Source organism: Rhodobacter sp. 4.3.4, assembly GCF_058724655.1.
In genome coordinates this window covers 3,062,276-3,075,216 of record NZ_CM178967.1, presented here as the reverse complement: position 1 = coordinate 3,075,216, position 12,941 = coordinate 3,062,276, and the positions used below count along the sequence as shown (strand labels likewise).

Annotated in this window: 13 protein-coding genes; 10 read left to right on the top strand and 3 right to left on the bottom strand. The window is 66.3% G+C overall.

Translation table 11 applies throughout. From position 1 onward, the window contains the following. Positions 1-170 precede the first annotated feature (170 nt). From AC4PTB_RS15225 to ribD, 6 genes are all read left to right on the top strand, one after another. Positions 171-1,751: a cytochrome ubiquinol oxidase subunit I gene (locus tag AC4PTB_RS15225; RefSeq protein ID WP_492190718.1), complete on the top strand. Its 1,581-nt coding sequence runs from the start codon at positions 171-173 to the stop codon at positions 1,749-1,751. A 4-nt stretch (positions 1,752-1,755) separates the two neighbouring features. Beyond that, positions 1,756-2,913: a cytochrome d ubiquinol oxidase subunit II gene (gene cydB, locus AC4PTB_RS15220; RefSeq protein ID WP_492190717.1), complete on the top strand. Its 1,158-nt coding sequence runs from the start codon at positions 1,756-1,758 to the stop codon at positions 2,911-2,913. Positions 2,914-2,925: 12 nt separating this feature from the next. Continuing rightward, positions 2,926-3,036, top strand: coding sequence for a cytochrome bd-I oxidase subunit CydX (gene cydX, locus AC4PTB_RS15215; RefSeq protein WP_013068780.1), 111 nt, complete (start codon positions 2,926-2,928; stop codon positions 3,034-3,036). 144 nt (positions 3,037-3,180) lie between these two features. Beyond that, on the top strand, positions 3,181-3,618 hold the full coding sequence (locus AC4PTB_RS15210) for a hypothetical protein (protein WP_492190716.1): 438 nt from the start codon (positions 3,181-3,183) through the stop codon (positions 3,616-3,618). Between the two features lie 158 nt (positions 3,619-3,776). After that, on the top strand, positions 3,777-4,244 hold the full coding sequence (gene nrdR / locus AC4PTB_RS15205; RefSeq protein WP_492190715.1) for a transcriptional regulator NrdR: 468 nt from the start codon (positions 3,777-3,779) through the stop codon (positions 4,242-4,244). Beyond that, positions 4,241-5,332, top strand: coding sequence for a bifunctional diaminohydroxyphosphoribosylaminopyrimidine deaminase/5-amino-6-(5-phosphoribosylamino)uracil reductase RibD (gene ribD, locus AC4PTB_RS15200; protein WP_492190714.1), 1,092 nt, complete (start codon positions 4,241-4,243; stop codon positions 5,330-5,332). The genes nrdR and ribD overlap by 4 nt, the downstream gene beginning before the upstream one ends. Here ribD and AC4PTB_RS15195 read toward each other — a convergent pair. The 3 genes from AC4PTB_RS15195 to AC4PTB_RS15185 form a co-directional block, all read right to left on the bottom strand. Then, on the bottom strand, positions 5,329-7,344 hold the full coding sequence (locus AC4PTB_RS15195) for a capsule polysaccharide biogenesis protein (protein ID WP_492190713.1): 2,016 nt from the start codon (positions 7,342-7,344) through the stop codon (positions 5,329-5,331). The two genes, ribD and AC4PTB_RS15195, sit on opposite strands and share 4 nt — an antisense overlap. Next, the gene (locus AC4PTB_RS15190) at positions 7,344-8,480 is read right to left on the bottom strand and encodes a polysaccharide biosynthesis/export family protein (RefSeq protein WP_492190712.1); all 1,137 of its coding nucleotides are present in this window, start codon (positions 8,478-8,480) and stop codon (positions 7,344-7,346) included. Before AC4PTB_RS15190 ends, AC4PTB_RS15195 begins: the two co-directional genes overlap by 1 nt. A gap of 74 nt (positions 8,481-8,554) precedes the next feature. Continuing rightward, complete coding sequence (locus AC4PTB_RS15185) at positions 8,555-9,841, bottom strand: capsule polysaccharide biogenesis protein (protein WP_492190711.1); 1,287 nt, start codon at positions 9,839-9,841, stop codon at positions 8,555-8,557. Positions 9,842-10,052: 211 nt separating this feature from the next. Here AC4PTB_RS15185 and AC4PTB_RS15180 point away from each other — a divergent pair, with 211 nt between their 5' ends. The 4 genes from AC4PTB_RS15180 to nusB are packed head-to-tail and all read left to right on the top strand — an operon-like array spanning position 10,053 to position 12,814. Then, on the top strand, positions 10,053-10,643 hold the full coding sequence (locus AC4PTB_RS15180) for a riboflavin synthase (protein WP_492190710.1): 591 nt from the start codon (positions 10,053-10,055) through the stop codon (positions 10,641-10,643). Beyond that, entirely contained in the window at positions 10,640-11,773 is a 1,134-nt protein-coding gene (gene ribB, locus AC4PTB_RS15175) for a 3,4-dihydroxy-2-butanone-4-phosphate synthase (protein WP_492190709.1), read from the top strand. Before AC4PTB_RS15180 ends, ribB begins: the two co-directional genes overlap by 4 nt. A gap of 1 nt (position 11,774) precedes the next feature. Further along, positions 11,775-12,290, top strand: a complete 516-nt coding sequence (locus AC4PTB_RS15170) for a 6,7-dimethyl-8-ribityllumazine synthase (protein WP_492190708.1) — start codon at positions 11,775-11,777, stop codon at positions 12,288-12,290. Positions 12,291-12,316: 26 nt separating this feature from the next. Next, positions 12,317-12,814, top strand: coding sequence for a transcription antitermination factor NusB (gene nusB / locus AC4PTB_RS15165; RefSeq protein WP_492190707.1), 498 nt, complete (start codon positions 12,317-12,319; stop codon positions 12,812-12,814). The last annotated feature ends 127 nt before the right edge of the window (positions 12,815-12,941 follow it).

Genomic DNA, 12,941 nt, shown 5'->3' with positions numbered 1-12,941 from the left:
GTGCCAAGGTGCCGCCGACCGAGACCCCGGTCCGCTGCCCTGCCGGAATGCCGCTGTGACAATTTGTCCACCTGCGACAGGCCGCGCAGGGGTGGTCCGCACCGGGTTTGGCCATAGCTGAGCCACATGCCCGCAAGGGACGCTGCGGGCGCACCACCTTGGAGAGAACGATGGAGTTCGGATTAGTCGAGCTGTCACGGCTGCAATTTGCCTCGACAGCGATGTATCACTTCCTCTTCGTGCCGCTGACATTGGGTCTGTCGATCCTCGTCGCCACGATGGAGACGGTCTATGTGATGACCGGCCGCCCGATCTGGCGGCAGATGACGAAATTCTGGGGCACCCTGTTCGGGATCAACTTCGTGCTGGGCGTCTCGACCGGGATCACGATGGAGTTCCAGTTCGGGATGAACTGGGCCTATTACAGCCATTACGTCGGCGACATCTTCGGCGCGCCGCTCGCCATCGAGGGGCTGATGGCGTTCTTTCTGGAAGCCACGCTGGTCGGGATCTGGTTCTTCGGCTGGGAAAAGCTGACGGCGCGGGCGCATATGCTGGTGGCCTGGGGTGTTGCCATCGGCTCGAACTTCTCGGCGCTGTGGATCCTGATCGCGAATGGCTGGATGCAGAACCCGGTGGGGGCCGTCTTCAATCCGATGACGATGCGGATGGAGCTGGTCGATTTCTACGCCGTTCTGTTCAACCCGGTGGCGCAGGCGAAATTCGTCCATACCGTTTCGGCGGGCTATGTGACCGCCTCGATCTTCGTGATCGGCGTCTCGGCCTGGTATCTGCTGCGCGGCCGTCACATCGACCTTGCCCGGCGCTCGATCGCCGTCGCCTCGGCCTTCGGTCTGGCGGCGAGCCTTTCGGTGATCGTGCTGGGCGACGAGTCTGGTTATGAGGCCACGCATAACCAGCGCATGAAACTGGCCGCGATCGAGGGGATGTGGGAAACCGAGGAAGCCCCCGCCTCGTTCAACCTGTTCGGCATCCCCGATCAGGAAGCGCGCGAGACGAAATATGCGATCCAGATCCCCTATGTGATGGGGCTGATCGGCACCCGCTCGCTGACCACCGAAATGCCCGGCATCAAGGATCTGGTGGCGCAGGCCGAAACCCGCATCCGCTCGGGCGTGATCGCCTATGACGCGCTGATGCAGATCCGCGCCGCCAAGGGCAATGTCGCCCCCGAGGTCAAGGCGACGTTCGAGGCGCATTCGGCCGATCTTGGCTATGCGATGCTGCTGACGACGGTGGTCGAAGACCCGAAACTGGCGACGGATGCGCAGATCAGCGAAGCGGCCTGGAAGACGGTGCCCCAGGTGGCGCCGCTGTTCTGGAGCTTCCGCATCATGGTGGGCGCCGGGTTCTTCATGCTGGCCCTGATCGGCTACATGTTCTTCACCTCGAACTTCCGTGGCGGGCGTTTCCCGACCTGGGCGCTGCGCGTCGCGGTTTTCGCGATCCCGGTGCCGTGGATTGCCGCCGAAACCGGCTGGTTCGTCGCCGAATTCGGCCGTCAGCCCTGGACGGTGGACGGGCTTTTGCCCACCGCGCTCTCGGTCTCGAACCTGTCGATCTGGGATGTGGTGCTGACGCTGGTGGGCTTCGTGACGCTTTACACCGTGCTTCTGGTGATCGAGATCAAGCTGATGCTGGCGGCGATCCGCAAGGGGCCGACGCATGATATCGAGGCGGTCGAAGCCTGGGCCGCCAAGCACCGCCCCCTGGCCAAACCTGCGGAGTAAGACCATGATCCTGCATGAACTTCTGAGCTACGAAATCCTGCGCGTGATCTGGTGGGTGCTGCTGGGCGTGCTCTTGATCGGGCTTGCCGCGACGGATGGCTTCGACATGGGGGTGGCGGCGCTGAACCCCTTCGTGGCGAAATCCGACGCCGAGCGGCGCGTCGTCATCAACACCATCGGCCCGGTCTGGGAGGGCAACCAGGTCTGGCTGATCCTTGGCGGCGGGGCGATCTTTGCCGCCTGGCCGCCGCTTTATGCGGTCAGTTTCTCGGGCTTCTATCTGGCGATGTTCCTGGTTCTGGCGGCGCTGATCCTGCGGCCGGTGGGGTTCAAATACCGCAACAAGCGCGAAAGCCATGTCTGGCGCACGCGCTGGGACTGGGCGCTGGTGATCGGCGGCGCGGTGCCGGCGCTGATCTTTGGCGTGGCGGTCGGCAACGTGCTGCAGGGCGTGCCCTTCACACTCGACGAGACGCTGTTGCCGGTCTATCCGGGCAATCCGCTGACGAAGCTTCTGGGGCTTCTGAACCCCTTTGCGCTGTTCGTCGGCGTGGTGTCGCTGGCGATGCATATCGCCCATGGCGCGGCCTGGCTGGTGCTGAAGACCGAGGGCGCGGTGCAGGCGCGGGCGCGGCGGATCGGCAGCTGGGCGGGGGTCTTGACCATCGTCACCTTTGCCCTGGCGGGGGTCTGGCTCGCTTTCGGCATCCCGGCCTATCAGTTCGTGACCGAGCCCGATCACTTCGGCCCCTCGAACCCGCTTCTGTCCGAGGTGGTGCGGGGTGGCTCCTGGCTTGACGCCTATCAGACCCGGCCCTGGATCGCGATTGCGCCCGCGCTGGCGGTGCTGGGTCTGGGCGGGGCGGTGGTGCTGATGCGGCTCTGGAGCGGCTGGGCGGTGACGGCCTCGATGGTCGGCATCTTCGGCGTGATCTCGACGGTGGGGCTGAGCATGTTCCCCTTCATCCTGCCCTCGTCGCTCAATCCCTCGGCCTCGCTGACGGTCTGGGACAGCTCGTCCTCGCAGATGACGCTGTTCATCATGCTGGTCTCGACGGTGATCTTCATGCCGATCATCTTGGCTTACACCTCCTGGGTCTACAAGGTGCTCTGGGGCAAGGTGCGCCCCGAGGACATCGCCCGCAATCCGAACGCCTACTGAGGGAGACGCAACATGTGGTATTTTGCCTGGCTTCTGGGTCTGCCGGTGGCGGTGATGTTCGGTGTGCTGAACGCGATGTGGTTCGAGATGCAGGAAGACCGACGCCGCGACGGAGAGGTCTGAGGTCTTGATCGGGGGGCGGCGGGATTGATCGCCGCCCTTTTCGCTTGGGGCAAGAGATTTCGCCGCGCGTTGCGCGGCGACCCGCCGGGGGCTCCGCCCCCGGACCCCCGGCGTATTTGCACCAGGAAAAACAATATTGTCGCTGTGATCGACCTTGCCCCCACCGTGCAGGCTGCTACCGTGGGGCAGGATTTTCTTGAGGTTGCCATGTCCTTTGCTTCCCTCCGTCCCGCCTGCCTGCTGATACTGCCGCTGCTTCTGAGTGCCTGTGTCGAGGGTCTGCCCGCCGATCCGAAGGCGCCGCGGATGTCGCAAAAGGGCACCTGTTTCGCCTATGTCACCGCCGAGCCCGGCGGGCTTTTCGCGCTGGTGAGCGGCAAGGGCGATGGCACGCTGGCGCCGCTGGGGCAGAAGTCAAAACCGATGTCGGCCGAGGCCGTCGATGCCGCCTTCGCGAAAGAGGTGCAGGTGCTGGGCATCATGCCCGAATGTCTGGCCGTCTATGCCCGGGACCGGTCCGCCGCCCAACCGGCGGCGCGGATGACCGCCCCGGCCCCGACACCTGCCGCGCCCAGGGCCTGAGCCGGTCGCGGGCTGAGTCCGCGCCGCCACAGTTGCGGCCCCCCGTATCTGGTGGTGTGACATTTGCGCTACCCGATGCCTCGGCCTGCCCCTATAGTCCTGTGGATAACCGGGGCGACAGACCCCAAATGAGGCGGTAACATGAGAGGGGGGACGCCATGCGCTGCCCGTTTTGCGGAAATGTCGATACGCAAGTGAAGGACAGCCGTCCGGCCGAGGATCATGTGGCGATCCGGCGGCGGCGGTTCTGCGCTGCCTGCGGCGGTCGTTTCACCACCTATGAACGCGTGCAGCTGCGCGATCTGGTGGTGATCAAGACCTCGGGGCGGCGCGAGGATTTTGACCGCGACAAGCTGGAGCGCTCGATCCGCATTGCGATGCAGAAACGCCCGATCGAGCCGGAGCGGATCGACCAGATGATCTCGGGGATCGTGCGGCGGCTGGAAAGCCTGGGCGAGACCGACATTCCCTCGCGCGCGATCGGCGAGATCGTGATGGAGACGCTGGCCCGGATCGACACCGTTGCCTATGTGCGTTTTGCCAGCGTTTACAAGAACTTCCAGGCCGCCGACGATTTCGACAAATTCGTGTCGGAGCTGCGGCCGCATCCCGGAGATACCGAGTGAGCGAGGCCGACAGCCGCTTCATGCGGCTGGCGCTGGGGCTGGCCGGGCGCGGATTGGGCAATGTCTGGCCCAATCCCGCGGTGGGCTGCGTGATCGTTCAGGGCGGACGGATCGTCGGGCGGGGCTGGACCCAGCCGGGCGGGCGGCCGCATGCGGAGCGCCGGGCGCTGGATCAGGCCGGGGCGGCGGCGCGCGGGGCCACGGCCTATGTGACGCTGGAGCCCTGCGCCCATCACGGCAAGACCCCGCCCTGCGCAGAGGCGCTGATCGCGGCGGGGGTGGCGCGGGTGGTGTCGGCGCTGGAAGACCCCGATCCGCGGGTCTCGGGGCGCGGCCATGCGATGCTGCGCGCGGCGGGGATTGCGGTCGACACCGGCGTTCTGGCGGCCGAGGCGCGGGTGGCGCAGGCGGGGTTTTTAAGCCGGATCGAGCGCGGGCGGCCTTGGCTGGCGCTGAAACTGGGTGCCAGTTTCGATGGCCGGATTGCGCTGGCGAATGGGGAAAGCCAGTGGATCACCGGGCCGCAGGCGCGCGCGCAGGTGCAGGCCTTGCGGGCGCGGTTCGATGCGGTTCTGGTCGGCGGCGGCACGGCGCGGGCGGATGATCCGCTGCTGACGGTGCGCAATTTCAAGCCCTTGCGGGCGCCGGTGCGGGTCGTGGCGTCGCGGCGGCTGGATCTGCCGCGCGGGCGGTTGGCGGGATCGCTCGGGCAGGCGCCCCTGTGGCTTTTGCACGGGGCCGAGGCGCCCGAGGAGGCGCGGGCCTTCTGGGCCGGGATCGGCGCCGAGCTGATCGAGGTTCCGGTGGCGGCTGCAGGTCTGGATCCGGCGGCGCTGCTGACGGCTTTGGCCGGGCGCGGACTGACGCGGGTCTTTTGCGAGGGCGGCGGGCAGTTTGCGGCCAGTCTGATGGCGGCGGGTCTGGTCGACGAGCTGATCGGCTTCACCGCGGGCCTGGTGCTGGGCGGCGATGCGCGGCCGGGGATCGGCGATCTGGGCCTGACGCGGCTGGCCGAGGCGCCGCGCTATCGGCTGGACAGTCTGCAACCGATCGGCCCCGATCTGCTGGCGCGCTGGCTGCGTGCCTAACGCCAGAGAAACGCAAAGCCCGAAAACACGCCCTGCAGTTTGGCAAGGCCTCGGTTCAGCGGACCCGGGCGGGGCAGCGGGCCATGGGCCAGCCGCTCGATCACCACCTCGGGCGGGCAGGGGCGGCGGGTCAGCGGATCGACATAGCGCGGATAGGCGATCAGCGCGGCATGAACGAGCTGCGCCAGCGTGGGACGCGCCTTGCGCCGTTCGGGCACAGGGCCAAGGTCGCGGGTGAGCCCCCAGCCCGCATAAAAGGGCGCCCCGGTCACCGTGACCTTCTTGCCACGCAGCAGCGCCTCGAACCCCAGAAGCGAGGTCATCGTCCAGACCTCGTCGACGGCCTCGATCAAGGCGATGGGGTTCGATTTGTGCAGGACCCGGTTGGCGAAGCGCAGGGCTTCCGCCTCGGGCACGGCGCCCGGACGCAGACCCGCCTCGACATCCGGGTGAGGTTTGAAAAGGACTATCGCGTCGCGGTTTTGCTGCCTTGCAAGGGCCAGCAAGGTCAGATTTGTGCAAGTCTTGCCCGCGCCAAGGCGGATCGAGGCATCATCCTCCACCTGCCCCGGAACGAGAATCCGATAGCCCTGCGGCAGATCAGGACTATCCGCGTCCAGGTTGTATTTTGACAATTTGTCCCTGCGCAGCGCTGCGATCAGACGCTCTGCCCGGGCAAGGCCGCCGGGCGGTGGGGGGCTGGCAATCAGATCTTCCAGATCCGAAGGCCGGGTCGGATCGAAATAGATCCCCTGCGCATCGGTGACCAGCGACAAGGGCGGCACCAGATCGGCGCCAAGCCCTTTCGAGCGCAGGAACCCATCTTCAACCCGCAGCGCGGGGGCGGTGAAGCCCGCGGGTTCCCGGCTTGCCCAGATCAGCAGGCTGCGACCGCTGGCCTGCGCCAGCGCCGCGGCGCGCTCGGGCGGATCGATGAAGCGCAGTGGCTTTTCGCGACCGAAAAACTGCTGCAACGGGCGGCGTTTCCACAGCCGCATGCCGGTGGCGACATGGCCCGCCCGGTCGGCGCGATGGGCGCGGACCTCGGCTTCCAGCTGATCGACGGCTTCCTCGAAGCCGCAGAGCCGACCGCGGCAGGGGTCGAACCAGCTTGGCGCCAGAATGTGGCTGACCGCAAAGATCTGCGCCCGGGTGAGCCGCCTTTGCCGTCGCGCGACCGGGGCTTCGTCCTGTGTCAGCCCCCAGCCTGCATAGAAGGGCTGGCCGAAGACGCGTGGCCTGTGACCGGCGAGGATCGCCTCGTAGCCCAGAAATGACGACACGGTATAGACCGCGATGGCGCCTTCGAGCAGCGCCCAGGGCGCGACCGGATCGGTCAGAAGCGTTGTCCGGGCGGTTTCATCTTCCGCGCCATAATGGCCCGGGCGCAGGCCCGCCCGGGTCTCGGGATGGGTCTTGATCACGATCCGCGCGCCGGGGTTTTCGATCTGCGCCACGGCCAGCATTTCACGAAAGGTCGCCGCCGTCGCGCCGCCATGCGCGATCGCGGCATCGCCCCGGGTCTGGTCGATCACCAGCACATAACCCGGGGCGGGGGGCGGCAATCCTTCATCGAAGTCATTGTATTTCGACAGGTTCAGCGCCTTCAGCCGGGCGATGCCGTCGCGGGCGCGATCCAGAAGCGCGGTGTCGTCAAGCGGCTCCTTTGCCAGCAGACGCTCCAGCAGCGAAGGGTGGGAGGCGTCGAAATGCACCCCGAACGGGTCGATAAAGAGGCCCAGCGGCCCGCCCGCGCCCCGCGCCCGCCCCGGATGGACCGAGCGCAAAAAGGCATCTTCAAGCCGCACAAGACCGACGCCGCGCCGCGCCGCCACCGCCTCGCCGCGCATGGAATGGGGCGAGCGGCCCCAGACCACGACGCGATCGCGGGGACCGGGCAGGCCCGCATGCAGGCTGTAGCCCGCCGCACGCAGGATCGCGCGCAGCCGCGGTTGCCACAGAAACCCGGCCGTATAGGGGAAGAGCCGCCGGGAGGGATCCTCCTTCGGCATCACTTCCCGGTGGCGAGACTGTCGAGCGAATTTGCCGTCGAGACCGAGCCGGTCAGCGCCGAAAGCGATTTTTGCCACTGCACATAGGGCGCTTCGGTGACATAGACGGTGTCGCCGTCGCGGATCACGAAATCGCGGGCAAGGAACATGCCGTTCGGTTCGGTCAGGTTCAGCACATAGACCATGCGCTGATCGCCGACGAGATCGTTGCGCCCCAGCACGACCCGGGCGATTTCCGCCGGTTCATTGCGGAAGACGAAGACCCCCTTCGGATCGGCGGTGCTGGACGACAGCCCGCCCACGGTGGCGATGGCCTCGAGCGCCGAGAGCGTTTGCGATTCAAACGGCACGCGGGCCTGCGCCCCGGTGGCGCCGAGCGAGGTGAAGGCGCGGGTGTCCTCCTCGACCAGGATCACGTCGCCCGGACGCAGGGCGATGTCCATTTTCGGGTTCTTGTAAAGATCGGTCAGCCAGACCGTGCCCTGCTTGCTGCCGCGCTTGATGGTGATCTTGGTGATCTCGGGCTTGATCGTCACGCCGCCCGCCCGCGCGATCATCGACGAGAGCGTCCGCGTCGGCCGTTCGATCGCATAGACGCCCTGACCGCCAACCGCGCCCATGACCGAGACGGTGGAGCCGTCCCCCGCCGTGCGGGTGATCAGCACCTGCGGGTCGGGGGTCTGCGCGTCCAGCTTTTCGGTGATGAGCTTGCGCAACGCATCGGGGGAATTGCCCGCTGCCTTGATCTTGCCGGCATAGGGCACGAAAATATAGCCCGCGCCATCGACCTGCACCTCCGTCAGCTGCGTCGCGGTCGTGCCTTCCTGCGCCAGAAGCCCGTCATCGACGTTTTCCCAGATCGTCAGCTGCAGCGTATCCCCGGGGTTGATCGTGTCCGAGCCGACAACACCCGCAGACTGGAAGCTGGAGGAAAAGCCAAGCGCCGGTTGCACCGCGGTCGCGCGCGCCACATGGTCATCGACGGTGACGACAAAGGCATCGCCCTTGCGCATCACCGACCCGGCGAAGATCTCGCGCCGGTTCGGACCGGGCCGGGGCAGGCCACAGGAGGCAGTGCCAAGAAGCACCGCCGAAAGACCCAGCAACAGGGTCCTGCGGGGAATAGTCACGCTCACTGCTCGGGCTCCTCTTGGGGATTGCCTTGTTTTTCGGTCACGATAGCGATGTGGCGACAAAATTTCCAGCGCGATCACGTCTGCGCGCGCAACTGTTGCCGTGGTGCCGCTTTGCCCGCGCTCAGCGCGTCATAGGGATCGTCGGGCGACAGCATCATGTCGACCACCTGCCGCATCAGGATGCGACGGCCGCGCGCCGAATAAAAGCCGCCCGGAATTTGCGAGGTCTCGAGCAGGTAGTGGCGATAGGCGCGATAGGCCCGCGTATCCGGTCTTTGCGGGTTGGCAAAGAATTCGGGCAGCGGCTGGGTCGAGACGAATTCCGGCTTGTCGAAGACGGCGCGGCCAAAGGCCTTGAGCGGCAGCCCGCGCCAGAGCACCTGCTGCGCTGCGGTCGAATTCACCGTGACGGCCGAGCGCGCCTGCGCCAGCAGTTCCGCCAGCTTGCCGCCGCGGATGAAATGCACCCGGCCCGCCAGCCCGTGCCGGGCGGTGGCGGCCCGGATCGTCTGCGCGATCGGCGCGCGACCATCTTCCAGCGGATGCGCCTTGAAGACAAGGTGATGATGCCGGGGGGCGCCGGCGGCGAACCCGGCCATCACCAGATCGATGAATTCGGTCTGGCTGGCGAAGGGCGAATGCATGCGGAACGAGGCGTCATGTTCAAGCTGCAACAGCACCAGATGGATCGGATAGCCCGAGCGCCGCACCCGCCGCGTGGCGCGCATCCGTTCCAGCGCCTGCAGGGGCATCAGCACCAGACGGCGCAGGTAAAGCCGGAATTCGTCAAAGACCGGCACGCCCCGGTGCGGGGTAAAATTGCGATAGCGCCGGTTCTGCGCCATGACGAGGAAGTGATATAGCGCGCCGTAGAACACATGCTGGCGCATGTCGCCCCAGCGCGGCGGGGCCTCGGGGAAGTCGATCTTGCTATGCGCCAGCGCCGCGCGCATTTGCGCGACCGAGAGCGTCATCAGCCGCGAATGGCCATTGGCGCCGCCGCGTTCATAGGTGATCCAATAGGGGCGCAGATAGCCTTCCTCGAAGACATGCACGGTGACGCCCGCGGCCCTGGCGGCGGCGATCGCCTGCGCATGCACCGGCCGCGTGTCGCCGTAAAGCACCAGATCGGTGACGGATTTTTCTGCCAGCAGCGTCTTGATCCGCGCGGGCCAGAGTTCCGGGGCGGCGTCAAAGCGGATGTAGCTGGCGGGATCGGCCCAGAACAGCTCGTCGCCGCGGTTGAAGCCCAGCCGCCAGACCCCGGCCCCGGCAGCGCGCAGCATCGCGCCGAGCTGGCGAAAGAACGGCCCGTGCGGGCCTTGCAGCAGAAGGAAGGTGCGGGGGCGGGAACTGGTCATCGGACTCACGGTGAAAACGCCCCCTTTTGGCCCCTCGCTTGCCGGGTGTCACGCAAATTGCGTGCCGCCCCGGTGTTTTGGCGGTAAAACCGCGGCACCGCGACGGCGGGCCGCATTTTCGCGCCGCGGCTGTGCCCCGATGCGTCGGGAGCAAGCCTTGCGTGCCGGACCCTTGCGGGCTAGGCAGGAAGAAATCACGGTAGGGAAAGCCATGTTCACCGGAATCGTCACCGATCTGGGCGAGATCATCGCCCTTGAAAACACCGGCGATCTGCGCGCGCGGATCCGTTGCGGCTATGACATGGGCACGGTCGAGATCGGCGCCTCGATCGCCCATGCGGGGGTCTGTCTGACCGTCATCGCCACCGGCGCCGACTGGTATGACGTGCAGATTTCTGCCGAGACGGTTTCGAAGACCAACCTTGGCGGCTGGACGGTGGGCAAGCGGATCAACCTGGAACGCGCGCTGAAGGTGGGCGACGAGCTGGGCGGCCATATCGTCTCGGGCCATGTCGATGGCGTGGCGGAAATCACCGCGCTGCGCGACGAGGGCGAAAGCACCCGCTTCAGCTTCCGCGCCCCCGAGGCGCTGGCGAAATACATCGCGCCGAAAGGCTCGGTCGCGCTTGACGGTGCGTCACTGACGGTGAACGAGGTGGACGGCTGCAGCTTCGGCATCAATATCATTCCGCATACCAAGGCGGTGACCACCTTCGGCACCGCCCGGGTGGGCGACAAGGTCAATCTGGAAATAGACACGCTGGCCCGCTACGTGGCCCGGCTGACGGAGTGGAAGGCATGACGAACCCGGTCGACAAAGCTGGCAATCACGAAATCCCGGGCCCGGTGGAGCAAAGCTTCCGCGATGCGATGTCCTCGATCGAGGAGATCATCGAGGATGCGCGCAACGGCAAGATGTTCATTCTGGTCGACCACGAGGACCGCGAGAACGAGGGCGATCTGATCATTCCGGCGCAGATGGCGACGCCGAATGCGATCAATTTCATGGCGATGCATGGCCGGGGTCTGGTCTGCCTTGCGCTGACGGCCGCGCGGGTCGAGGCGCTGGGCCTGCCGCTGATGGCCTCGAGCAATTCCAGCCGTCACGAGACCGCCTTCACCGTCTCGATCGAGGCGCGCGAGGGGATCTCGACCGGGATTTCGGCGCATGACCGCGCCCGCACCGTGGCCGTGGCGATCGACCCGAGCAAGGGCCGTCAGGACATCGCGACGCCGGGGCATCTGTTCCCGCTGCGCGCCCGCGACGGCGGCGTGCTGGTCCGCGCCGGCCATACCGAAGCGGCGGTCGATATCTCGCGTCTGGCGGGGCTGAACCCCTCGGGCGTGATCTGCGAGGTGATGAACGAAGACGGCACGATGGCGCGTCTGCCCGATCTGATCGCCTTTGCGCAGAAACACGGGCTGAAGATCGGCACGATTTCCGATCTGATCGCCTATCGCCGCCGTTATGACCATCTGGTGCGCGAAACCGCGCAACGCGCCGTGCAGTCGGAATTCGGCGGCGATTGGTCGATGCGGATCTTTGCCGACCAGACCGAGGGCGCCGAGCATATCGTGCTGACCAAGGGCGATATTTCCGGCCCCGAGCCGGTGCTGGTGCGGATGCATGCGCTCGATCCGCTGGCCGATGTGCTGGGGCTGCGTCCGGGCAAGAGCAACGATCTGGGCCGCGCGATGCAGGCGATTGCCGCCGAGGGCCGCGGCGTCGTGGTGCTGTTGCGCGAAACCACGGCGAAGATGCCGATGCCGGGCGAGGCCTCGCCGCAGACCTTGCGCCAATATGGTCTGGGCGCGCAGATCCTGCTGGCGCTGGGGCTCAGCCATCTGAAACTGCTGACGAATTCGCCCAAACCCAAGGTCGTTGGCATTGAGGGTTACGGGCTTTCGATCGACGAGACGCGGGGGTATTGAGATGGCGGCGAACGAGAACCATTATACCCTGCCGCTGCCGGTCTTCGACAAGCCGGTGAAGCTTTTGATCGTCGTCGCGCCCTATTACCGCGACATTGCCGATTGGATGATCGCCGGGGCGAAAGCGGTTGCCGCCAAGGCCGGGGCCGAGGTCGAGATCGTCGAAGTGCCCGGCGCGCTGGAAGTGCCGACCGCCATCGGCATGGCCGAGCGGCTGGGCGATTACGATGGCTATGTGGCGCTGGGCTGCGTGATCCGCGGCGAAACCACGCATTATGACACGGTCTGCAATGACAGCTCGCGCGGGTTGATGATGCTGGGTCTGCAGGGGCTTTGCATCGGCAACGGCATCCTGACGGTGGAAAACCGGGCGCAGGCCGAGGCCCGGGCGAAGCCCGAAGATCAGGACAAGGGCGGTGGCGCGGCTGCTGCGGCCTTGCATCTGATCGCGCTCTCGCGCAAATGGGCCACCCGCACGCAGGGAATCGGCTTCCGCCCCAAGGGCGAGAGCAACTGACCGGGCAGCCCCAAGGATCGCATGACATGACCGACACCACCTCCGAAAAGCCCCGCAAGCCGAGCCCGGAAGAAAAACGCCGGATGCGCTCGGCCGCCCGGCTTTATGCCGTGCAGGCGCTGTTCCAGATGGAAGCGGCGGGGCAGGGGGTGGATCGCGTCGCCCGCGAATTCGAAACCTTCCGCTTCGGCATGGTCACCGACGAGGGCGAGGAACTGGCCGAGGGCGATTACGACCTGTTCCGCCGTCTTCTGGACGATGCGGTGATGTGGCAGGCGAAGATCGACCAGACCACCGACCGCGCGCTGGTTGCCGCCTGGCCGATCGAGCGCATCGACCCGGTGCTGCGCGCGCTGTTCCGTGCCGCGGGGGCGGAAATGGTCAATCCGGCGACGCCGATCAAGGTGGTGATCAACGAATTCGTCGAGGTCGCCCGCGCCTTCTTCCCCGAGGGGAAAGAGACGAAATTCGTCAATGCCGTGCTTGATCACATGGCCCGCGAGGTCCGCCCCGAGGCGTTCTGACCGAGTCGCTGTGCCCGCATGCGCCGGTTCACCAATATTTTGTGACGGAACTGCGGCAAAACGGCAAATTTGCGGTTTGAATTCCGCCAGACTGCGCTAGAATGATTCCAACGACGGAGGAATCGTC